The 21,669-nt window shown below is 33.9% G+C and carries 21 protein-coding genes and 15 tRNA genes; all 36 read right to left on the bottom strand.

The features are described from left to right. Positions 1 to 34: 34 nt before the first annotated feature. On the bottom strand, positions 35 to 1,405 hold the full coding sequence (locus EDD66_RS08875; protein WP_123609222.1) for a TIGR03111 family XrtG-associated glycosyltransferase: 1,371 nt from the start codon (positions 1,403 to 1,405) through the stop codon (positions 35 to 37). Next, on the bottom strand, positions 1,374 to 1,982 hold the full coding sequence (gene xrtG, locus EDD66_RS08880; protein ID WP_123609223.1) for an exosortase family protein XrtG: 609 nt from the start codon (positions 1,980 to 1,982) through the stop codon (positions 1,374 to 1,376). The genes EDD66_RS08875 and xrtG overlap by 32 nt, the downstream gene beginning before the upstream one ends. A 2-nt stretch (positions 1,983 to 1,984) precedes the next feature. Further along, positions 1,985 to 3,181, bottom strand: a complete 1,197-nt coding sequence (locus EDD66_RS08885) for a Firmicu-CTERM sorting domain-containing protein (protein ID WP_123609224.1) — start codon at positions 3,179 to 3,181, stop codon at positions 1,985 to 1,987. Between the two features lie 24 nt (positions 3,182 to 3,205). Next, entirely contained in the window at positions 3,206 to 6,277 is a 3,072-nt protein-coding gene (locus tag EDD66_RS08890) for a 6-pyruvoyl-tetrahydropterin synthase-related protein (protein ID WP_123609225.1), read from the bottom strand. Positions 6,278 to 6,412: 135 nt separating this feature from the next. Next, entirely contained in the window at positions 6,413 to 7,093 is a 681-nt protein-coding gene (gene sfsA, locus EDD66_RS08895; protein ID WP_123609226.1) for a DNA/RNA nuclease SfsA, read from the bottom strand. A 97-nt stretch (positions 7,094 to 7,190) separates the two neighbouring features. Next, on the bottom strand, positions 7,191 to 8,567 hold the full coding sequence (locus EDD66_RS08900; RefSeq protein WP_123609227.1) for a uracil-xanthine permease family protein: 1,377 nt from the start codon (positions 8,565 to 8,567) through the stop codon (positions 7,191 to 7,193). A 134-nt stretch (positions 8,568 to 8,701) separates the two neighbouring features. Then, positions 8,702 to 9,040 (bottom strand): P-II family nitrogen regulator, encoded by a 339-nt coding sequence (locus EDD66_RS08905; protein ID WP_123609228.1) that lies wholly within the window; start codon positions 9,038 to 9,040, stop codon positions 8,702 to 8,704. Between the two features lie 29 nt (positions 9,041 to 9,069). Then, entirely contained in the window at positions 9,070 to 10,317 is a 1,248-nt protein-coding gene (locus EDD66_RS08910; RefSeq protein WP_123609229.1) for an ammonium transporter, read from the bottom strand. Positions 10,318 to 10,547: 230 nt separating this feature from the next. Further along, positions 10,548 to 10,991 (bottom strand): ribose 5-phosphate isomerase B, encoded by a 444-nt coding sequence (rpiB, locus tag EDD66_RS08915; RefSeq protein ID WP_123609230.1) that lies wholly within the window; start codon positions 10,989 to 10,991, stop codon positions 10,548 to 10,550. A gap of 181 nt (positions 10,992 to 11,172) precedes the next feature. After that, a complete protein-coding gene (locus tag EDD66_RS08920) occupies positions 11,173 to 11,892 on the bottom strand; it encodes a M48 family metallopeptidase (protein ID WP_123609231.1) in 720 nt (239 codons plus the stop codon). Between the two features lie 33 nt (positions 11,893 to 11,925). After that, positions 11,926 to 12,303, bottom strand: a complete 378-nt coding sequence (locus EDD66_RS08925) for a zinc ribbon domain-containing protein (RefSeq protein WP_123609232.1) — start codon at positions 12,301 to 12,303, stop codon at positions 11,926 to 11,928. A 108-nt stretch (positions 12,304 to 12,411) separates the two neighbouring features. Continuing rightward, a complete protein-coding gene (locus EDD66_RS08930) occupies positions 12,412 to 12,651 on the bottom strand; it encodes a PI-PLC domain-containing protein (RefSeq protein WP_207667768.1) in 240 nt (79 codons plus the stop codon). Positions 12,652 to 12,818: 167 nt separating this feature from the next. Continuing rightward, the gene (locus EDD66_RS08935; RefSeq protein WP_123609233.1) at positions 12,819 to 13,637 is read right to left on the bottom strand and encodes a MerR family transcriptional regulator; all 819 of its coding nucleotides are present in this window, start codon (positions 13,635 to 13,637) and stop codon (positions 12,819 to 12,821) included. Between the two features lie 159 nt (positions 13,638 to 13,796). Then, positions 13,797 to 13,876, bottom strand: a tRNA-Leu gene (locus EDD66_RS08940). Between the two features lie 61 nt (positions 13,877 to 13,937). Continuing rightward, positions 13,938 to 14,010, bottom strand: a tRNA-Lys gene (locus EDD66_RS08945). A gap of 31 nt (positions 14,011 to 14,041) precedes the next feature. Then, positions 14,042 to 14,113, bottom strand: a tRNA-Gln gene (locus tag EDD66_RS08950). A gap of 41 nt (positions 14,114 to 14,154) precedes the next feature. Then, positions 14,155 to 14,228: transfer RNA gene (locus EDD66_RS08955), tRNA-His, on the bottom strand. A gap of 36 nt (positions 14,229 to 14,264) precedes the next feature. Continuing rightward, positions 14,265 to 14,338: transfer RNA gene (locus tag EDD66_RS08960), tRNA-Arg, on the bottom strand. A gap of 32 nt (positions 14,339 to 14,370) precedes the next feature. After that, a tRNA-Gly gene (locus tag EDD66_RS08965) sits at positions 14,371 to 14,441 on the bottom strand. Between the two features lie 4 nt (positions 14,442 to 14,445). Then, a tRNA-Pro gene (locus tag EDD66_RS08970) sits at positions 14,446 to 14,520 on the bottom strand. Positions 14,521 to 14,719: 199 nt separating this feature from the next. Further along, positions 14,720 to 15,202, bottom strand: a complete 483-nt coding sequence (locus EDD66_RS08975) for a metallophosphoesterase family protein (protein WP_123609234.1) — start codon at positions 15,200 to 15,202, stop codon at positions 14,720 to 14,722. 13 nt (positions 15,203 to 15,215) lie between these two features. Further along, positions 15,216 to 15,815: an XTP/dITP diphosphatase gene (locus tag EDD66_RS08980; protein WP_123609235.1), complete on the bottom strand. Its 600-nt coding sequence runs from the start codon at positions 15,813 to 15,815 to the stop codon at positions 15,216 to 15,218. Positions 15,816 to 15,832: 17 nt separating this feature from the next. After that, positions 15,833 to 17,011 carry an N-acetylmuramoyl-L-alanine amidase family protein gene (locus EDD66_RS08985; RefSeq protein WP_123609236.1) on the bottom strand — a complete coding sequence of 393 codons (1,179 nt, stop codon included), beginning with the start codon at positions 17,009 to 17,011 and terminating at the stop codon, positions 15,833 to 15,835. A 119-nt stretch (positions 17,012 to 17,130) separates the two neighbouring features. After that, on the bottom strand, positions 17,131 to 18,291 hold the full coding sequence (locus EDD66_RS08990; protein WP_123609237.1) for a THUMP domain-containing class I SAM-dependent RNA methyltransferase: 1,161 nt from the start codon (positions 18,289 to 18,291) through the stop codon (positions 17,131 to 17,133). An 89-nt stretch (positions 18,292 to 18,380) separates the two neighbouring features. Next, complete coding sequence (locus EDD66_RS08995) at positions 18,381 to 18,710, bottom strand: rhodanese-like domain-containing protein (RefSeq protein WP_123609238.1); 330 nt, start codon at positions 18,708 to 18,710, stop codon at positions 18,381 to 18,383. 156 nt (positions 18,711 to 18,866) lie between these two features. Next, complete coding sequence (locus tag EDD66_RS09000; protein WP_123609239.1) at positions 18,867 to 19,052, bottom strand: hypothetical protein; 186 nt, start codon at positions 19,050 to 19,052, stop codon at positions 18,867 to 18,869. A 332-nt stretch (positions 19,053 to 19,384) separates the two neighbouring features. Then, complete coding sequence (locus tag EDD66_RS09005; protein ID WP_123609240.1) at positions 19,385 to 19,561, bottom strand: YjfB family protein; 177 nt, start codon at positions 19,559 to 19,561, stop codon at positions 19,385 to 19,387. Between the two features lie 100 nt (positions 19,562 to 19,661). Further along, entirely contained in the window at positions 19,662 to 20,180 is a 519-nt protein-coding gene (locus tag EDD66_RS09010) for a DUF1700 domain-containing protein (protein ID WP_123609241.1), read from the bottom strand. Between the two features lie 323 nt (positions 20,181 to 20,503). Next, a tRNA-Arg gene (locus EDD66_RS09015) sits at positions 20,504 to 20,577 on the bottom strand. A gap of 83 nt (positions 20,578 to 20,660) precedes the next feature. Continuing rightward, positions 20,661 to 20,746 (bottom strand) — tRNA-Leu (locus tag EDD66_RS09020). A gap of 6 nt (positions 20,747 to 20,752) precedes the next feature. After that, positions 20,753 to 20,825: transfer RNA gene (locus EDD66_RS09025), tRNA-Val, on the bottom strand. A 67-nt stretch (positions 20,826 to 20,892) separates the two neighbouring features. Further along, positions 20,893 to 20,966, bottom strand: a tRNA-Asp gene (locus tag EDD66_RS09030). 15 nt (positions 20,967 to 20,981) lie between these two features. Beyond that, positions 20,982 to 21,055 (bottom strand) — tRNA-Ile (locus tag EDD66_RS09035). A gap of 4 nt (positions 21,056 to 21,059) precedes the next feature. Continuing rightward, positions 21,060 to 21,132, bottom strand: a tRNA-Thr gene (locus EDD66_RS09040). A 41-nt stretch (positions 21,133 to 21,173) separates the two neighbouring features. Then, positions 21,174 to 21,245, bottom strand: a tRNA-Glu gene (locus EDD66_RS09045). Positions 21,246 to 21,328: 83 nt separating this feature from the next. Next, a tRNA-Asn gene (locus EDD66_RS09050) sits at positions 21,329 to 21,400 on the bottom strand. Positions 21,401 to 21,669 lie beyond the last annotated feature (269 nt).

Below are 21,669 nucleotides of genomic sequence, written 5' to 3' on the forward strand. Positions count from 1 at the left end.
CTTCGTGATCTGACATATTTCTATGATAGAAGTATTATTTATGATAATAGATATTCTGTTTCAACTTAGTAATATATTTTTTTACATGGAATAAATCTGAAGATAGAATGGATTTGATAATTTCTTTCTCCTCTTTTAAACTTTTGGTCTTCCAGTTGCTTTGCCCTTTGATACTATTTATAATACCTGCAAAACGGAACCAATACATCATAAAATTAAATAGAGGCAGCATAAATATAATTGGCAGCCTTTTAGCATAATAATTCCTTAATTTCTTTTCCCAGTTGAGATACGAGCATATATTTAAATAATATAAAAATGCTGATACTGTATATAAAAAATATATAAATCCAATGGATATCATTATGAACTGAAATGGATAATCAAGAAAAGTTAAACAGATCAATGCAAAATACCATATCATTCTGGGAAATGCAAAGGTATGATCAAAAATCAAAAGCCTTAACATAAAATTACGGAAAAATCCCACCAAAATACCGTCCGTCTCTGGGAACATATGGGCAACTTCTATTTCTCCTCTTTGCCACCGCTGTCTCTGTACATATAAAGTTTGCACATTTTCAATTGGATCTACAAAAAATATGGCATTTTCACATAAATCAATCTTTTTATTTAATAATCGCCGGACCTGGAAAGTAACATGGGTATCTTCACATACTGTTTCCGTATTATATAACTGGGTCTTTAAAATTGTAGATTTTCGAAATGCTGAAAATGCTCCTGATAAAGTAAATATACTATTTATTTCTGCTTCATAATTACGCCCTGCTAAAAAAGCCTGGGCATATTCATAAAATTCTATTTCTTTCAAAAGCCTTTGAGAAAATTTTTTGGTCTCATCAATTAAATCCGGATTTGTTAAAATGACCCCCGTCATACAATTAATATTTTCATGGGATTCAAAGCGGCGTACTAAATTCAAAATTGCATCCGGATGTAAAATACCATCACTGTCAATATGAATAATATATTTTCCGCTGCTATTAAACAAAGCCATATTTAGCGCTTTGGATTTTCCCTGATGGGCATTCATCCATTTCATATTCATATAGCTATGTGAATATTGGTAATCCTGGAATATTTTAAAGCTTTCATCCTTACTTCCATTATTAACAAGTAATATATATATCTTATCCGTTGGATAGCTTGAATTAAGTACAGAATCCAGGCATTGTTCTAAAGAGCCTGCGGAATTATATACAGGTATAATTAATGTTATATGTGGAAAATAACTTAATTCCATATCTGATTTAAATTCAATCTTCTTTTTTATTAATATAAAGAAACCTAATATGGCCGGGATAATTTCCATAATCAGAGGAATCACTACCCATGAAGCCCAAAAACAAATTTTATTTGAGAGTATTTTCAGAATGTTGTTCATATTGAAAACCTCCTACTTTTTGTTTCATTACCTGAGATTTGGTAAATACATAATAATACATAGCAACAGATGCTCCATAAAAGAATATTCTTCCTACGATAGTGTGGGCAAAGTAGTAGGCATTGTTTCCAAAATAGTAGATAATCAGGCAGATTATAAAAATACGCATTACATTTGCGCAAAATATGGTTACACATCCAATAATGCTGATTATGATTCTTTGACTAATATCATATACCTGGAAGAATGCCAGCATTGAAACAAATGCCATCATCTCAATTACTCCGGAACACTCATAATCAATATATAAAGATATGGACGAACTATTGTTAACAATAAAAAGTACTCCATATTCATGATACGATTCATAAAGCCCGGTAAACTTTCCTACAATTCCCGCCGCTGAAGATACCAGCACTGTTAAAACTTCTGTAGCTACAGGCTGAACAAGAATCATAAGGGTGATAAATAGACCTACACTTCCCCAAATAAACTTAAAATAATAAAGCTTTCCTCTGTGAAATACGGTTAAGATATAGCACCAGAGCAGAATGCAGAATATAATAAATACGTTCATTTCTAATTCCACCCTCTACTTTCCCTACATCTTTGACTCTTTCTCTTCCTTTGATACCAGAATAAAGAAAAAGCAGTTCCTATGGATATTAGTATCCACGCAAATGTTCCCGTAGAAACCTCTTGTGCTTCAAGCTTCCCACTTCCCAGGCTGGGCAGTGTCACAGAAATGGTTGCGCCACTGTTAATTGTACCCTGCGTTAATCCCAATGCAGTTTCTAATGTAGCTATGTCAACTCTTAATTCCAAACGATTATTATGGCCAATACTTATAGCTGTGGCTCCTAACCTGTTATTATAACTATAGGTAAAAGAAGATAGCTCAGGATAAATTCCTTCACTTAAGTGATAAACATCTCTGCTCCAGTCTATCGTCCCATCTGCCTTAGCATATCTTATAAATATCTGACACGTATTTCCATTCACTGACAGATTGATTCCATCCAGAGGCATCCAGTTATTATTGGCATTCATCTCATAATATAAATAAATATAATGATCATCTTTTACCAGGGAAGCCTGGTTCATATTACTTGGGCCATAACCAATTTCAGTAATAGGCATGTTCTCCCAATCATCAAAATATCCATCAATAATTATTCCGGACAGGCCTGGCTCTTCCCCGGGGTCAGGGATTGGTGGAATCTCATCCCCTATATATGCTCCTGAAAGGCTGACTGCTCCTCCCTGGCTCCAGGAGGCATTTAATGACTCTACCACAATTGTTTTTACATTATTAGATGTTTGGTTGGAATTAGATATAAAAATATCATATATGGGCATTTTTATCTCCCATTCATTGTAGCCCTGCTTTCTTAATACCTTAGCCTCTGTATTGCTGATGTTGGCATACCAGCTATTTTTAATGGAGAGATCAAAAATACCGTCATTGCCGCTATAGTCGTTTCGCACTATAACAATATCCTTACTTGTGCCATTACAGACCATCTTAATTGTTGGGTAATTGGTAGCCCATTGACCTGATTTTTCTTCTTTTACATGAATGTAGATAAATTGTTCATCATAAACCATTGCTGCCTGGGAAAATACATTGCTTGAATTAGAAATATCCACATGTTCTATGCCTTCCCAGTCACCAAATGAACCATCAATGATAAGAACTTGTTCCCCATGGACCTCTTCTGTTTTCAGTGTAAAAAAAAGAAAAATAATACAAATAGAAATAAACCATTTTTTCATAGTGATCATCCTTAGTAATATTGTCTACTTAATAGATACTGATTTCCTTTTATTCATTCGTTTATATATGTAAATTATAAAAATAATTGTGAAAACGATACCAATGGAGCTTACCACAAAGCCTTCCAGCCAATAGGGATACTTTAAATTAATTGTTGTTCTTCCGTTATTTACTACAAGCAAGTTATTTTCTTCCATTACTGTATCCTCAGTATGAAAAATATCAATAAATGATAAAGATGTATTTACATTATCATATTGACTGTCTATAACAATCTGGTCCCCTTTGAATTCTATATCCAGTGGAACAATCGCTCTTTGGGGAAGGTCTTCCTTACTTTCCTCAAGTATCTCCTCTAATAGCTTCATAATTTCCATGTCTCTGCTTATCTGTGCATGATATTGGAGGTTTAACCCTAAGAAATGAATATTGGGATTATCCATGGTTCCAGAAAAGGTTAGATCCATGTCATTTAATGTACAATATCCGTCAATATTTTTAATACCATCCAGATATACTGTATTCCATGTGATGAGACTATTTTCCTTTTCTTCAGGCTCATTAGAGAATTCTTTCGGTTTATATTTCTGATTTTTATAATGTATGTTGGGGTAGATTTCCTGAAATGAAATCGCCTGGGCGCAAACACCAAATAGCTCATGCCGATTGGTTTTCATATTGACTGGTATTTTATTCATGTCAATATAAATCTTAATTCCGCTCTTTGCCAACTCAGACAGCATTTGTTCGGTTTCAGCTTTATCCCCGTATGTAAATCCTGATAAATAAATTTTATTATATTTCCTCAATTCTTCTATAGTATAATCATTAATGTTGGATGAATTCCCCTCTTTAAAGACAGGAAACAGTAACGATATGGATCTTGCAGAATCTCCGATTGCAATACAATCATATTCCACTATGGTTCCAAAACTTTTAAAATCATTATCTAAATGAAATAGGAAAGAATTATTATTCTGTCCCACAAAACGATAACCGGATTTTTCTCCTGCCCGGATCATCTCCTCTATACGCGCTCCTGTTCCATTCTCATTCAGAAATTCAATTGGAATTAAAACCGTATCATTACCAAGTTCCAAACAGCGGTCGAATAGATAATAATAATTTCCTCCGGAAAAAGCACTGTTGATCTGTACTATGTTCGTTGCTGTTTTTGCGCCTTCCCATCCGGCACCAAAGGTATATTGAACTTTGGGATTCATTCTGGCGATATAATAGGGTGCAAAAGATCCATATCTGCTTAAATCAAATACAGCCATTCTCTGGTTTGTTATTTCCTTGGCCTCATTAATTGACAGGGTATCTGCCTTTTCATATTGGGACGCTTCCACATCACGAATCCTGTATTCCTCTTTTACAAATATATATTGATATGCAGGTATTGTATCCAGGATAAGCAGTATACACATGATCCCTATTACACTCTTTTTCAAATTCTTCCACATAAGAAAAGACATGAATGCAAAAGCCAGGGAAAATGGAATAAAGCGTATCATCCAGAGGAACTGGCTAAATGGCAGATTGCTAAAAATAAAATATGCTGATTTTGAAGTACCAAAAAATATTAAGAGAGCACTTAAAAATCCCGGTTTCACTTTTTTATTTCCTAATAGAATCCCTGCAATAATAATGATAAAGATTGATATCCCATAATAAAAACACTCTAAATCACCCTGCATTCTATAGGCAGGATTCAGTGAGTCAAAAACACTATTAAAGAAATACTTCATTACCTGATTTGTGCTTTCTCCTTTAGAGACTGCCCCTCCATGTAAAGAAGGGACGATCCAGATTCCACCATTAATAAAAGATAGGAACAAACCAATTAAGATATATTTATGAAGCTTAAAGTTCTTCCTGTAAGCTGAATCAATAAGAATAAATATAAGCAATGAAAATAGCAGCATAGCTGCAATTCCCACATGGCATAATCCAATAAAAGAAAAAAGAAAAATGATACTGATTATAAAATGCCATCGCTCTTCATTTATAAATTCCCAGATACAATAAAGCAGGAAGGGTACTAATGCGCTAATCAACGCCCTTGGCAGGTTTCCATCAGTGATAACGACCCGGATATTTTCAGGATATAGAAACCAAAGGAGGCTTAAGATGGCTGCAATTCCAATGCGATTATTTTTCCATCCAAATAAGAGCCATCCACATCCACCTAAGACAACAAGCAGGCCGATAAATAAAATATAAGCATCCAATACATTTCCATTAGTGAAAAACTCCATAAAAGCCAGTACATATAATGGAACCGGGCCCCAATATCTCATAATCTCAACCCCATTGTACCATCTGCTGTCATATAAAGGGTATGCAACACCAGATTTGAAACTGTTATAAATAAAATCAGCCCGGTAAATATGGCATAGTGTGTCAGATCCTCTAGGATAACTTCCACTGATCTTTATAATATACATAATTACTCCAGCACCGAAAAGCAATAAAGTAAAAGCTGCTAACAGTTTCATTACCTTATATTTATTATTTACTGCTTCCATATTTTTGCCGGTCTTGTCCTTCTCTTTTGGAACGAATGATTCCAAAGGCTCTATGCTTATTTCTCCATAACCTGATTCTGCCATGGCAGCGGCAACTTCTTCCTGTACATCTGTCTCTGGAAATTCTTTTTCTATTTTCTGGTCCAAATTAAAACTTACTGGTTCCAGCCTTAATTCATTTACACTATTATCGAGAATCTTTTCGGATACAGAATAGATGCGTGTGGGATTTTCAAATATCTCTAATCTTAATAATTCTAATTCTAAATTTTTTAAGTCACGTTGAATTTTTGTAAAAAAAATCTCTCCAATGGATTCTATTGTTGTATCATTATATTGAAATGGTCCCACATCACCTAAATGTCTATTCTGATATTGATCCATCCATTGTGTAATATGGGATTCAATATTTTCATATAATATCAATTCGTCATACATTGTTTCTAAATTGCTTATATACAGGATAATCGTAAAGTTATGAAAGTGTTGGTCTTTTAATGAATTGTGAAGACCCGAATGACTTGCATGAAGCTCAAACCTAAACTTATAGCCACGAAATCCCATAACCTTAACCTAACCTTTCTAGATACAATTTATAACAATTTTTTTATATATTTTTTATAATTCGACTTTTTTTGTTTCCTTATTATAACATAAGTTCCAAAAAATATACAATTGTTAATTTAGTCCTATATTTAATTATAATTTGACTTCTACTTCATCTGATAATTTCATAGACTCTTTTGTCACCTGACAGTCAAAAGCTAGTATCTGTACTCCTGATTTACGTGCTTCTATGAGAGCATCTCCAAATTCTTTATGAGTGCTGTAATTGGGCATAAAATATTTCACATCCTTCATCTGAATCACAAAGATCACATAAGCCTCATACCCATCCTTCTTTGCTTCGCATAGTTCATATATATGTTTTACTCCTCTGATCGTAGGTGCATCAGGAAATCTTACGATACCATCTTCTTCTAAAGTTACACCTTTTACTTCTATAAATGTTTTCTTATTTCCATGTTCCACATAAAAATCAAACCTGGAATTATTATATTTTGTCTCCGGTCTTATTAATGTTATATCAGAGAATAGATTACCCTCTTTTAACCATTCATGAACTGCTTTATTGGGAGCATTGGAATCCATATTGATAAGACGCCCCGATTTGTTCACGCTAATAAGAGAATATTTTGTTTTCCGATTGCTATTATTGTTTTTTTCTAAATATACTTTACTTCCAGGTATTAATAATTCCTTACATCTTCCTGTATTTTTAACATGGCACACTTCCATATTCTCATTGATCAGGGCATGGGCAATAAAGCGATTGGGACGCTCTATAAATGTACCTTCTACCATGTTCTCATATTTCATAATATAACCTCCTGAAAATTGCTTAAAAAGGCTGTCCTAAATTTAGGACAACCTTTGTTATGTTAATAGTCTTTATTGAACCGGTATTTAATTTTATTTAATCTTCCTGTTCGTTCTTCTTACCTGCTAAGAACAGTAAACTTAAGATAATACCAACAATGGCTGCTGTTGCAATTGCCGGAAGTTCCAAACCAAAGATTGGTATCATACCATTTCCAGCAAATCCAAAGCTTCCCCCCAGACCAATGATAAGAATGGTTGAGATAACTGCCATATTCTTAGAATCAAACATATCAACCTTTCTTTCCATCATAATAGTGATACCCTGAGCTGCAATAACACCAAATAAGTATATTGAAATTCCACCAATCACTGCGCTTGGAATGGAATATACTGCGGCAGTAAGTGGCGTAAAGCATGCAATTATCATAGTAATGATTGCGGAAGCAACTAACATTGGAATTGAGAAATTCTTTGTAATAGCCATTGTACTAAGGTTTTCTCCATAGTTTGTACCAGCCGGTCCGCCAATCGCACCGGAAATCATATCTCCAAGGCCATCCCCTATTAAATTTAAACCTAATTTATCTGCGATATTATAACGTTTCTCTGATTTTTTCTTTTTTGCAAGATTGTTCACGTAAATATCTAATTGGTATAAGTGTGCTGTTGATTCTGGGATGGTAGCAATTGCAATCGGCATAATAGCTGCTACTGCTGCCAGATTTGCTTTAGGGAATGTGAAATGAGGAATTGTAAATATTGCTCCTGATTCATTAGAAAGTTTATTAAAATCAACAAAATTAATATCATAGATTGATCCTAGCACGAATGCTGTAAGATAACCAGTTAATAGTCCAAGTAAGATAGGTACTTGACTCCAGGTTCCTTTAAGATAAGCTGAGAATAGAATAGTTGCTAATAATGTTACAATTGCAATGATCCAGGCAAGATTACTTGCAAGGGGATCACCTGCCGGTACACCATTAGGTAATAAAGAAGGATTTTCCATAGCTGTTTTAGAAAGAGATAAACCAATAACAATAGCAATACTGCCGGTTACTGTCGGCGGTAGTACTTTTTCAATGACATCATGCCCAAATTGTTTAATCACAAGACCTGCTGCAATAGATACTAAACCAGATAATACAATACCGAATTGTGCTGCAGCTATTTTTTCATCAGATACCGGACCGGCAAAAGCTTCTGCCCCTGTAATGGATACGATAGCAGCAATATAAGAAAAGCTTGAGCCATAGAATAAAGGTATCTTTCTTCTTGTAATGAGAATAAAACCAATAGTTGCAAGACCACTAGCAAAGATTGTAGTATCAACATGGAAACCAGTTAATAAGGCTACTAATACTGTTGCTGGAAACATAACGATTATCTGCTGCAATGCAAATAAAATCAGTTGGGAAATTGGTGGCTTCTCGTCAGGTAAATAACCGACATTTTGTTGTTTCGATGACATTTGAAATCCTCCAGTAGTTTTATTTTAAAAATTTGCTATAGAGATTATATCTTCTCGATTCGATTCTGTCAATAAAATATATGAAATATAATAATTATCTAAAATATTTCTTGTTTTTATGGGAATATATAGGATTAAAGGGCAATTTCTCCCCGTTCCTTTGTTCTTATTCGAATGCAGTCCATCACTTCAGAGATGAATATTTTTCCATCTCCCACTTCACCGGTTTCAGATACTGATGTAATTACATCAATGATTTCCTCCAGTTTGTCGTCTGGTACGACTAATGTCACTTCTATTTTTGATAAAGTATTCATAATTATGGTATTACCACGGACATATTCTGTCCATCCTAGTTGATTTCCGCATCCAAACACCTGGTTTATTGTAATACCATTCACTTTTGCTCTAATTAAAGCTTCCTTTAAAGGCTCTAATGTTTCAGGTCTGATAATTGCTTCGATTTTCTTCATAAGAATTCCCCTTTTAAAATAAATTATTATTAATCAAGTCCCGTAAATGCCGGATATGCAGATTCACTGTGTTGTGCTATATCAAGCCCCAACAGTTCTTCTTCTTTTGTAACTCTTAATGCCATCACCTTTTTTAAGATGATTAAAATAGCAAAGGATGCTATTCCTGAATATGCAACGGTTATTATAACACTTATAATCTGTGCGCTAAACAATTCAGTACTGCCGTATAGCAAGCCATCCCATTTTGCAGCTGGATTTATAGATTTCATAGTAAATATTCCTGTTGCAATACCACCCCAGATACCACCAATACCATGGCATCCAAATGCATCTAATGCATCATCATATCCAAATTTCGATTTGACAGTAGACATTGTAAAATAGCAGATAGGACTAACTAATCCCCCTATAATTAAGGCTGACCATACAGGTACAAATCCAGCTCCGGGTGTGATTGCTACAAGCCCCACAACTCCACCGGTTGCAGCTCCTAATACTGTCGGTTTTCCATGAAACATCTTCTCAATCACCATCCATGATAATAATGCTGCCGCTGCTGAAACATGAGTGGTCAAAAAAGCATGTACCGCTAAACCGTCAGCTGCCAAAGCACTGCCCCCATTAAATCCAAACCACCCAAACCATAGTAATCCTGCTCCCAGTACTACAAAAGGAATATTATGAGGCTTATATGGCAAGATTCCATACCCGTGGCGTTTTCCAAGAAGAATACTGGCAATTAACCCTGTAATGCCGGAACTGATATGTACTACATTTCCTCCGGCAAAATCAACTGCTCCAAGCTCTTTTAAAAGTCCTCCGTCGCCCCAGACCATATGAGCCATTGGGTAATATACAATGACAGACCATATTCCTATAAATACAAATAATGTACTAAATTTCATTCTACCTGCAATAGATCCACAGATAAGCGCCGGCGTTATGATCGCAAACATCATCTGGAATGTTGCAAAAAGGGATTCGGGAATGGTACCGGAATAAACTTCATTTGGCTCTAAACCTACGCCATTAAAGAATAAATGTTCCAACCCTCCAATAAATCCATTATGGTCTGCTCCAAAGGATAAGGAATAACCAAATGCAATCCATAAAATAGAACCAAGCCCACATATAAATAAACAGGACATAAGGGTATTAAGAGTATTCTTCCTTCTTTCTAATCCAGAATAGAAGAATGCCAAACCAGGTGTCATAAGAAAAACTAAAGCAGTGCAGATTAAAATAAATGCAACATTCGCAGAATCAATTTTCATCTATTGTTCCCTCTCTTTTCAATATCATTATTGTGACTCTTACAAGTTAATAAATATCTAAATAGAACCTGTAATTGCAACATAAAAAGGCAATCCATGCTGTGATTGTTACATCACTTGACATGAATCGCCTTTGATCGTTTCAAATTATATTTTATCTGTTCCTGCTTGTCAATGTATTAGTTTTTAACCTAATATTATTTAAAATTATTGATGAATATTTTAATTTATTAATGTTTATTTTCAATATCAGTTAACATATCAACGCGTGTTTGATGACGCTCTCCTAAAAATTCTGCATCAACCCATTCTTCTACTATCATTTTTGCCAGTTCAATACCAATGACCCTGGCTCCAAATGCTAAAATATTTGTATCGTTATGTTGTTTCGATAATTTTGCAGAATATGGCTCACTACATACTACCGCGCGAATTCCTTTTACTTTGTTTGCAGCAATTGAGATTCCCACTCCTGTACCACAGATCAAAATTCCACACTCTGCCTCTTTATTAACCACTGCATTCGCTACTTTTTCGCCATATATAGGATAATCTGAATTTTCTGATGAATCTGTTCCATAATTAATTACTTCATGTCCTTTTTCTTCCAGAAAAGCTATGATTTCTTTCTTCATTTCTACTGCCACATGATCATTTCCAATTGCTATTTTCATTGTTGATACTCCTTCTAAATTGATTCGTTTGCAAGTCATTAAGTTAATCTAGATTTATTATTATAAATTCTTAAACTCTTGTCAACTATTTAATAGTATTAATAATAATCTGTCTACTGATTCAATACCTGAATAAAACTATGGGAAAAGTATATATTTTTATATAAAGCTAAAACTATATTCACTTTATGATGATATATCTATCTAACATTTTCTCTCTTGATTTATGATCTGGTAAAAATGATTTTAAAGTCTCATAAAATTCTTTGCTGTGATTTGGATGTATGAAATGGGTAAATTCATGAATAATAACATATTCTATACATTCTATGGGAACTTCTATTAAAAACTTATTTAATGTTATTGTATCCGTTCGTTTATTACATGTTCCCCATCTTGTTTTCATATATCTTAATTTTATCTTTGGCATATTGTTATGATACTGATAAAAAATTGAATGTACCTCTTTTACAATATCATATAAGGACTCTTTTATAAATAATTGATACCATTGATTCCAGTACTTTTTTACCTGATCCAGATTGTTTATATCTTTACAATAAAGGTATAAATTATTTTGATCCATCTCCACCTTATTGCTGTTTGATGGCAACAGGATAAGTTTAAGATTACGACCAAATAATCTTATTTCTTCTCCACCTATGCAGCTAAATTCCATAAATCGAATTCTTTCTAACGAATCTACATGCCCTAACTTTTCTTCAATCCAATCCCCTTTACTGATTAAAAAGTCTTCAATTCGTTTTTTACTAATCCTTGGGCTTGCAGAGATAACGATAGTTAGATCTGGCTTGATGCGTAAATTTATATTCTTAACTTTTTTTCGCATCAAGATATAAGTAATACATTTTCCATTGATCCAGATTTTTTCTTTTATCATTCTTATGATACCTATATATTTCCTTAATTTAATCTATAGTTCATTCCTACTCTTAACAAATTGTCCACATGCAGGGCAGTATTTAAAGTTTTCTTCCACTTGTGCTCCACAATGAGGGCATCTATCCACTCCCTTTTGCACAAGGTTTAAATCAGATTCATTAATGTTTGTACATTCTCCTCGTGCAATCCGTTTTCCTAGTTCTAATTCAATATTATAGATAGAATTACAGCAAGTACTTTTCACATAATATTTTTTATTCCATTTAAGAACAGGGATAAAGAATAAGCTTAAATACGTATAGGTTACATACACTTCATATCTGCCATAACTGCCACACCTATTACAAAGAATTGTTTGAACAAATCCTAATTTCTTTTGCCCAGATGATATACCCATAATAAAAAACATTACATTACCTCCCCGCTTGATAAGGAATAAAATAATCTTTACTCTTTTTGCTCTGATATCCTGTCAATTCGATTCGTCCACACATAACCTGAAAAACCTTCTGGAACTTTATCTAAAAGCAATAGTGTTCTCTAAATATTCATGCTCCGGTTCATAGATTATTTTTGCTGTATTGGTATCCCATTTAACATTACTTATATCAAAGGTTTGTGCTAAGCCCCTGTGTGCTAACAATTTATAATCTTTCTCTTTATTGGAAAATAGATTCGTATTATTAAGCCATATTAAAAAAACTATAATGATCAATCCACTTAAAACTATCCATCTTCTTTTTATTTTCTTTTTCATATTATTCCTTTCAGTATATACAATACTTTATAGTATAAGCTAATCTCAAATAAAGTATAACAAATTTAAGTATGTAGGGCAACGGGAATTCAATAGGATACTATACAATGAGGCTGTCGCTTAGATACGACAGCCTGGAATTTTTTATAACATGAATTATTATGAATTTACTTCTTTTTTACCGGGTAACATACTTCCGTTACCAATTCCTCAGGATTGGACGTTTCATGAGGGCTGACATGATAGATACAGAAATTAACTCCATCAAATTCATAACCATTATCTAAGATCCAATTTGCTACAGCCTGATTCACTTCCGTCACTTGGTCATAACTCCCCTTATAAGTAGCTGAAGCCATAAGAATCGGTGGAACTGTTTTAAAAACTACATTATCAGTATTTTTATAATCTCCTTTTACTGATTTTTGAACTTCAACATCCACATCTCTTTCTTTGTATTCCCCATCATGGAAAATTGCAAGAGTATAACATGGATTATCAGCCTGAATATGAAGGGGTGCTGTTTCTGTCATTAAGATATTCCAGAGCATTCCCTCTTTATCATAAGAATCAATTGTTTTACGAACACTTGCAACATATCTTTCTGGTAATTCTTTTAATATAACATCATAATTCATACTGCTATCTTCCTTTCTTAACCGATTGATTGTGGTTTCAAGGAGTAATAATCGCTGATTCGATTCCTTTACCTGTTCTCTTATTTCCGTTTGTTTAAGCATTAGGTATTGTTCAAGAGCCTTAGGATTGTCATAATTTTTCAGAATTTCAAAAACTGACGCCAGACTAAATCCCATATCTTTTAGTGCCTTTATCCGGGATGCCAGAGGCAATTGATTTTCACTATAATATCGATAATTAGTAAAGTGATCTATTTCTTCTGGAACAAGTAATCCAATCTCATCATAATGCCTTAGCATACGTATACTAATCCTTGATAGTTTTGAAAAATCTCCAATCTTTAACATGGTCTATACCTCACATATATGTGTTTTTTTGAGCTCAAATATAGTATAGAGTATACCATAATGTCAGAGTCAAGGATAAATAAAAAATTATATTTTATTGAATAATGAAAATATAAAAAAGACCTTAAAAGCAATTGCTTTCAAGGTCTTTCCTCTTACTGCGGATGACAGGAATTGAACCTGCACGGTCTCCCACTAGATCCTAAGTCTAGCGCGTCTGCCAGTTCCGCCACATCCGCATATTAAATTCTTAAAATCACTCGAACAATACATAATAATAAAGTCCAAATATATTTTAAATGAGACATCCGGGGTTCGAACCCGGGACACCTAGATTAAAAGTCTAGTGCTCTACCAACTGAGCTAATATCCCATCTTTAGGAAAAGCATTAACTTGTCCTAGACTGGGCTAGCTGGATTTGAACCAGCGAATGCAGGAGTCAAAGTCCTGTGCCTTACCGCTTGGCGATAGCCCAATAATATCTAATGAGGTAAGTATCTATTGTGTAATACTGAAGGTGGATAGAGGGATTCGAACCCTCGGCCTCCAGAGCCACAATCTGGCGCGCTAACCAACTGCGCTATACCCACCATACTTCATTTCTAGTGGAATTATCTAGATAATGATGTGCCAGAAGGGATTCGAACCCCCGACACTCGCCTTAGAAGGGCGATGCTCTATCCAGCTGAGCTACTAGCACACATGCTGCTATTTAACCTAATGTTAAATGCAAGCGGGTGATGGGAATCGAACCCACGTATCTAGCTTGGAAGGCTAGTGTTCTACCATTGAACTACACCCGCATAGTCGGGGTGACAGGATTCGAACCTGCGACCTCTTGATCCCAAATCAAGCGCTCTAGCCAAGCTGAGCCACACCCCGTTATTCTTTTATTGTTTCGTCTCGTCCGTGACGCAAGAATTATTATATTATATGTTTAATATAATGTCAACTGCTTTTTTGAATTTTTTAAAAATTATTTATTTTTTTAATTATAACAACAACTCCGATAATTTAAAACTCAAATTCTCTACTTTTAGTATATGTTAAAATCACCCGATTATTATAAAAATGAAAATTCTTATTTTACGTAATTCAATGTAAAATGAAGTTCTCCATGTCTATCTATCTCCATAATAATATAGGTTGGTATATGGCCCTCTTGACGTGGTTGAGAGATACTGCCGGGATTAATTGCCATGATATCACCAGAAGTATCTATCAGAGGCCGGTGGGTATGCCCAAACATAACTATGTCTGCACCTATCTGCCTCCCTTTTTCTTTAATTGTTTCTGTCCCATAATTAACCTGATATCTGTGTCCATGGGTCAAAAATATCTTATAGCCATTAACAACAATTATCTTGTCTCTTTCCAGGGAGGTGAAATAATCATTATTTCCTGAGACCATGGCCACATCACAGTTCGCTATGGCTTCAATATAGTCTTCACTACCTTCAATATCACCCAGATGGATTAATAAGTCAATCGGTCCTATCTTTTCTAATACCCCTTCCAGATGAGTTGTTCGTCCATGGGAATCACTTACAATCAATATCTTCATATTATTCTCCGGCTTACCTAGCTAATTTAGTCAAAACTCTTTCTTTCATTTCTTTTAAAGCTTTTGCTCTGTGACTAATTTCATTCTTTTGGTTCGTTGATAATTCTGCTGTAGTACAATTAAATTCAGGTACATAAAAAATAGGATCATAACCAAATCCGTTCTCACCCTTTTCTTCGTACCCTATAAGTCCTTCTATTGTACCTCTGGTGGTGCTAATTTGCCCATCTGGACATGCAAAAGCAATTGCGCATATAAATCTTGCACTTCTTTCATTTCCTGTGGCATTTTCTAATTTATCAATGATATATTGGTTTTTAATACGATAAGAAGTATCTTCCCCTAGAAATCTTGCAGAATAAATACCGGGAGCTTTATCTAAATAATCTACTTCAAGCCCTGAATCATCTGCAAGAACCATTTCATTAGTTAATTCCATTATTGTTTTTGCCTTAATTATTGCATTTTCTTCAAATGTTTTACCATCTTCCACAATATCAACATCTAAATTTATATCTTTTAATGAAACTACTTCACACTCTAAATCTTCCAGGATGGATTTGACTTCTTTCATCTTTCCTTCATTCGTTGTTGCAAAAATTATTCTCTTCATTATGTCACCTTAAACTATTATTTATCATATTCTTCATAGTATCTCATAATTCCATTATATATTCCTTTCGCAACCAACTTTCGATTATCAGAATTTTTTAAAAATTCAAGATCCTCCGGATTGGTCATATAAGCTACCTCAATAAGGGCTACAGGAACTTTAGAATGACCTACAATATATTTTTCACTGCCTTCTACAATACCACGATTACGCAGTCCAATAGTTTTTGTAAGTTCTTCCAGACATACCTCTGCTAACTGCTTTGAGCTAAAGCCATCTCTATTCCATTGCTCATTATATAATATTTCAGTGCCATGGGGTTGGATTAAATTACTTCCATTACAATGGATACTAATAAATAAATCGGCATCTAGATCATTTGCAAGACTCACCCTTGGTCTTAAATAAGGCTTTACATCTGTTAATCTAGTATAATACACTTTTATATCTTCTGAGTCAAGTAATTGTTTTAAATATAAAACCATACTTAAATTCATATCTTTTTCAAGATAGGACATATCTTTAGGAAAAGTCCCTACATCATATCCCCCATGACCGGCATCAATGACAATTAGTTTATCATATACATCCTTTGGTCTTTGCAAATTTATGTAATAATATTGACTATCTTGATATAAGGAATACACATAGACTGTATCTAATTCCATTTTAATGGTTGCTGTAAATTCATCTCTTTCAATATTGTGGTCATAAGTAATACCAATCTTCTTGGCAAAATCTTTCGTAATTTCTATATCATCTTCTAGTACATTATCAGGCTTTCCAGTAAACGAATCAGAATTATTCATCCTAATGACATTATCATAGTTTAAATTTTCAGTTTTTAATCCAGTAATAGTAAGCTTAATGGAACGTTCCATATATAGATCTTCAAGGCTGATGGTCGGACCACTATCTTCTGGTTTTTTCACTAAAATATATTTATCGCTTAAAATTTCATCTGGAGCTGCGTTATATACTTTCCCATCCATACTGGAAAGGACTTCTATATCATTTACTTCAATATCTATATTCTCTACATCTAATGGAGAAGTTTCGACAGTTGTTGTTTTTTTATTTTCATTTGCAAAAATAGCTATATCACTATAATTTTTACAAGCGGTAGATATCATTAGAACAGTAACCATAAATGCAGTACTTCTTATTGCCATTTTCTTTAGTATGTTATCTTCCATCTAATTGCCTCCCCCCATAATTGTAGCAATTATACTATATTTTGCGATTTTATACAATATTTTTTTACTTTTTCGTTATATTTCTTCATTGTCTGATTATTTCAGACATAATTTTTAATTTATTTATTAAATTTTTGAGGTTTTTTTGGGGGTTTTGGTCCTAAATATTGCAGATAATATGTTTTTAGCATACCATTATATATTTTTCGATTCTTATTTGCTTCTCTGCCAATATATTTTTGAGCCTCTTCATAACTTGTAATAATATAATATGACCAGGAATCCAGTGCATTAAAAGTTCTGCCTATTTCTTTATATAACTCTGGAAGAGCTTCTTTCTCTTCTAATCTTTCTCCATAAGGTGGATTTGTTATAATAAATCCATATTTTTTATTATGGCTTAAATTACTTACTGCCCTTTGCTGAAAATGAATCAGATGATCGACTCCCGCTAATTTTGCATTTTCTCTGGCTGCCTTTATAATATCTCCATCCATATCATATCCTTGAATATCCATCTCTATATCATTAAGGATTAAGTCATTTGCTTCTTCAATTGCACTATACCAGATTTTTTTAGGTATGATACTTGTCCATTCTTCTGATGAAAATGAACGGTTCATTCCGGGTGCAATATTTGCTCCTATCATAGCCGCCTCAATTGGAATAGTCCCACTGCCGCAGAAGGGATCAACTAAAATTCTATCTTTATTCCATGGGGTCAGCATAATAAGCGCAGCAGCGAGAGTCTCTGTAATAGGAGCTTTACTTGCTAATTTTCGATAGCCCCTTCTATGCAAAGACTCTCCAGAAGTATCTATTCCTATTGTAATCTCATCTTTCATAAATGTAATACGAATGGGATAACTATTCCCACTTTCTTCAAACCAGTTAATTTTGTAAACTCCTTTTAATCTTTCAACAATAGCTTTTTTCATAATAGATTGGATATCAGACGGACTAAATAATTTACTTTTAATTGAAGTCGCCTTAGCAACCCAGAACTTCCCATCTTTTGGAATGTAATTCTCCCATGGTATGGCTTTTGTTTTCTCAAACAATTCTTCAAAGGTTTCTGCTTTAAACCTGGCAATCTTTAATAAAAGTCTTTCGGTAGTTCTAAGAAATATATTCCCTCTTGCAAATGCATCTTCATCTCCAGCAAACGTAACTCTACCGTCTTCAACTTCAACAATTTCATATCCTAAATCTTGAATTTCTCTTTTTAAAACTGCCTCTAATCCAAAATGACAAGGGGCAATAAATTCGTATCGGCTCATTTTATCTCCTTTATCTCGTTGCATATATTAAAATATGACATTTTTATACATGCTATTCTCTTTAATATTAAAACACTTTTCATCATGCGTCAATCAAGATTTATCGGTGCATTCTTTTCCTTGCTTATATCTCCTCTATATGCATGAAAACCGCCATAAATATTCACTACATTGTAACCCAGTTTACTTAGCTTTCTTGATGCTAATAAGCTTGAGCTTCCTCGATCGCAATATAATATTATTTCATTAAAATTACTAAGTTTATGCTTATATTGGTCTAAATTATCATATGGTATATTAACTGCTGTAGGTACATGACCTGAATCATATTCATCTTCGTCTCTTAAATCTATAATAATAGTGCTATATTTTCCAATATAATCACCTAATTGTTTTGCAGGAACTGTATTAAAATCCATAATATCACCTACTATTTCATAGAATCATTCCATATCTTTTATCCTTATTATTTATTATATTCATCTAAGAAAGCTTGGTGATAGAAAAAAGTACATCCAGTGATTTGCTTATCGCTGAATGTACTCCTTCGGGCAGATTGCTATTACGCTAGATTTTTAGAAATCATTGTCCTCATTGCCAACGTTTCTAAAATTACTAGAATTTCTTGAATTATTGTTAGTACTTGTAGTATTTCTAGTATTAGTAGAATTTGATCCGCTCTTGTTGTTACTTTGATTTCTTGATGTTGAATCACTTACATTTGTACCATTAGATTTGTTTTTTTGGTTGTTATTAGCCATGATATTTCCTCCTATAAGATTTAATTTACATGCTTATTATTAACTCTTTCCTCCTAAATATACATATAATGTTATTAATTATTAATAATAATTGAACTAATTGCCTAAATTCTCCATGATTAGAAACATTTATTTTTATGATTTATATATTGCTTTTTCAACGTGGGTGTATTATAATCAAATTGTGTAAGAGTTCACCCTTCAATGAACTCATTCACACACTATATAACCCCTTATTAATTATTTATACTCCCCTCATTGAAAACACCACTTGGCTCCCCCTAGTGGTGTTTTCGTTTTATAAAAAAAGCTGCCATAACTGGCAGCTTTTTTTATAATCTAATATCTACATTTTGTCCTAAATTTGGATTTACTGATTGTTCCATCATTTGAATCATAGCATCACCCAATGTTTCAACCGTGTCAAGATTCTTTCTAAGCATGCCAATATTAACTTCTGTAATTAATTGGCCTTGGCTAAGAGCTGGAGATAATTTACCAATATCCATTTAAACACCTACTTTCTTCCTCATGGAACGAATAGCTTCTCTTTATTAAATTATAATATAAACTTACTATATATTATTTATCGGCCTTTTCAATGTAATGTTAATATCTTCGATGAAACATATTAATAATTATCCTATATAATACATATACAAATAATATGGGTATTCCAATAGAGAAGAATAAATTTATTGCAATGCTACCAAGAGTAATAACCACAAATATTACAAGTATCAATAAAAGTATTCCAAGCAATTTCTGATACCATGGTATCGGAGCACCAAATCCGAACTTAATATTCCAGTCATTCCCTTTATATTTGTTATCATTGCTATTCGTATTACTGTAAGTATTCTCATAACGTGAATCATCTTCATAATCCATTGAGTTAGTTTCTTGCTTATACTGGTATCCTTTCGATAATTTATATGTGTCGATGATAGTTTTCGCAATTAGTCTTGGTTCACCCAATTCATTAAATATATCATCTAAACTCTTTCCTTTTGCCATAGACTGATTAATATAATCATCATAGTAATTTATATTTTCATTCACTTTATCACTTGGTAATTCATGATTAAGGGATTTACCAAGTGTGTCAAGAAATTCTATTTTTGTCATTATTTATCTCCTTATTATTAATAAACCGCTAAATGTCTTCCTCGGTATTACAATAATAGACCTTTACTCCTATCTCATCGTCATTATTGTTTCATCATTTTCATAAAATACTCGCTACAATTAAATTGTATTCATTCTAACATAAACTTTATCTAAGGTAAATATAAGAAAAATTAAGATTTTATAAAATGAAACTTAATTCAGATGTGGTTTGAATGGAATTTAAATGTTTTCTACACCTATCCAGTGGGGGATAAATGCTTATATCATAATTATTTCTTAACAACAAAAAAAGCCTAGATAACTTATCTAGGCTTAAATAATGTGCGTTAGAGGATTCGAACCCCCGACCTTTTGGTCCGTAGCCAAACGCTCTATCCAGCTGAGCTAAACGCACATACATATTTCTCTATTACACTAATAAGTAATAAAAATAGCACCTTAGTGCTACATTATCGCTTAATTTAGCTTTTAAAAGTATGCCGGCGACCGGAATCGAACCGGTACGGGCGATTAGGCCCGCAGGATTTTAAGTCCTGTGCGTCTGCCAGTTCCGCCACGCCGGCATAAAATGGGACCTACAGGGCTCGAACCTGTGACCCTCTGCTTGTAAGGCAGATGCTCTCCCAGCTGAGCTAAGATCCCATGGGATAAAGTGTTCACACTTTAAGATATAATATTAATTGTCATATTCTCTACTATGAAAGAGAAACGACCCAGAAGGGACTCGAACCCTCGACCTCCGCCGTGACAGGGCGGCGCTCTAACCAACTGAGCCACTAGGCCATATTTTAATTTAAGTGGACCTTCAGGGACTTGAACCCCGGACCGACCGGTTATGAGCCGGTTGCTCTAACCAACTGAGCTAAAGGTCCAAAAAGCCGACGATCGGACTTGAACCGATAACCTGCTGATTACAAGTCAGCTGCTCTGCCAATTGAGCCACGTCGGCGTAACACTTAAATAAGATAATCCTATTACATGTATAATAGATGACTCCAAGGGGATTTGAACCCCTGTTACCGCCGTGAAAGGGCGGTGTCTTAACCGCTTGACCATGGAGCCGAGGTCATAATTATATCATATTAAACTTATAAAAGTCAATGAATTATAACTACTTTTTACTTTTCTAGCTCTTTGAAAATAAGCTCCCCGAGTAGGGCTCGAACCTACAACCCCACGGTTAACAGCCGTGTGCTCTACCATTGAGCTATCGAGGAATAACTTCCTTCGGATATCTTCTCTTTCTTTGATCATATACCCTAAAAACTACACACTGTATGAATTTCATCCAAACTGATATTTCTATCCTGAACTTATCCTATTAAAGGAAGTTCGATTTCACTTTGTTCAATCGAACGACCTAAATACTAGACTCTTGCTTCGCTTACGCCCGCAACTCGTCAAGTATCTTAGGTCAAGCCCTCGACCTATTAGTATTAGTCAGCTCCATGTGTTACCACACTTCCACCTCTAACCTATCTACCTT

This window comes from Mobilisporobacter senegalensis (assembly GCF_003752155.1).
Classification (GTDB): Bacteria; Bacillota; Clostridia; order Lachnospirales; family Lachnospiraceae; genus Mobilisporobacter; species Mobilisporobacter senegalensis.

Bases quoted from the DNA above. Each gene is read 5' to 3' on its own strand.
- EDD66_RS08905 (WP_123609228.1), bottom strand. From the start codon at position 9,040: ATGAAGAAAATCGAAGCAATTATCAGACCTGAAACATTAGAGCCTTTA.
- sfsA (WP_123609226.1), bottom strand. From the start codon at position 7,093: ATGAAATATGAGAACATGGTAGAAGGTACATTTATAGAGCGTCCCAAT.
- EDD66_RS08985 (WP_123609236.1), bottom strand. From the start codon at position 17,011: ATGGAAGATAACATACTAAAGAAAATGGCAATAAGAAGTACTGCATTT.
- EDD66_RS08925 (WP_123609232.1), bottom strand. From the start codon at position 12,303: ATGTTTTTTATTATGGGTATATCATCTGGGCAAAAGAAATTAGGATTT.
- EDD66_RS08875 (WP_123609222.1), bottom strand. From the start codon at position 1,405: ATGAACAACATTCTGAAAATACTCTCAAATAAAATTTGTTTTTGGGCT.
- xrtG (WP_123609223.1), bottom strand. From the start codon at position 1,982: ATGAACGTATTTATTATATTCTGCATTCTGCTCTGGTGCTATATCTTA.
- EDD66_RS09000 (WP_123609239.1), bottom strand. From the start codon at position 19,052: ATGGCTAATAACAACCAAAAAAACAAATCTAATGGTACAAATGTAAGT.
- EDD66_RS09010 (WP_123609241.1), bottom strand. From the start codon at position 20,180: ATGACAAAAATAGAATTTCTTGACACACTTGGTAAATCCCTTAATCAT.
- EDD66_RS08930 (WP_207667768.1), bottom strand. From the start codon at position 12,651: ATGAAAAAGAAAATAAAAAGAAGATGGATAGTTTTAAGTGGATTGATC.
- EDD66_RS09005 (WP_123609240.1), bottom strand. From the start codon at position 19,561: ATGGATATTGGTAAATTATCTCCAGCTCTTAGCCAAGGCCAATTAATT.
- EDD66_RS08975 (WP_123609234.1), bottom strand. From the start codon at position 15,202: ATGAAGATATTGATTGTAAGTGATTCCCATGGACGAACAACTCATCTG.
- EDD66_RS08890 (WP_123609225.1), bottom strand. From the start codon at position 6,277: ATGGGATTTCGTGGCTATAAGTTTAGGTTTGAGCTTCATGCAAGTCAT.
- EDD66_RS08995 (WP_123609238.1), bottom strand. From the start codon at position 18,710: ATGGATTTTAATACAGTTCCTGCAAAACAATTAGGTGATTATATTGGA.
- EDD66_RS08910 (WP_123609229.1), bottom strand. From the start codon at position 10,317: ATGAAAATTGATTCTGCGAATGTTGCATTTATTTTAATCTGCACTGCT.
- EDD66_RS08990 (WP_123609237.1), bottom strand. From the start codon at position 18,291: ATGAGCCGATACGAATTTATTGCCCCTTGTCATTTTGGATTAGAGGCA.
- EDD66_RS08935 (WP_123609233.1), bottom strand. From the start codon at position 13,637: ATGTTAAAGATTGGAGATTTTTCAAAACTATCAAGGATTAGTATACGT.
- rpiB (WP_123609230.1), bottom strand. From the start codon at position 10,991: ATGAAAATAGCAATTGGAAATGATCATGTGGCAGTAGAAATGAAGAAA.
- EDD66_RS08885 (WP_123609224.1), bottom strand. From the start codon at position 3,181: ATGAAAAAATGGTTTATTTCTATTTGTATTATTTTTCTTTTTTTTACA.
- EDD66_RS08980 (WP_123609235.1), bottom strand. From the start codon at position 15,815: ATGAAGAGAATAATTTTTGCAACAACGAATGAAGGAAAGATGAAAGAA.
- EDD66_RS08900 (WP_123609227.1), bottom strand. From the start codon at position 8,567: ATGTCATCGAAACAACAAAATGTCGGTTATTTACCTGACGAGAAGCCA.
- EDD66_RS08920 (WP_123609231.1), bottom strand. From the start codon at position 11,892: ATGATAAAAGAAAAAATCTGGATCAATGGAAAATGTATTACTTATATC.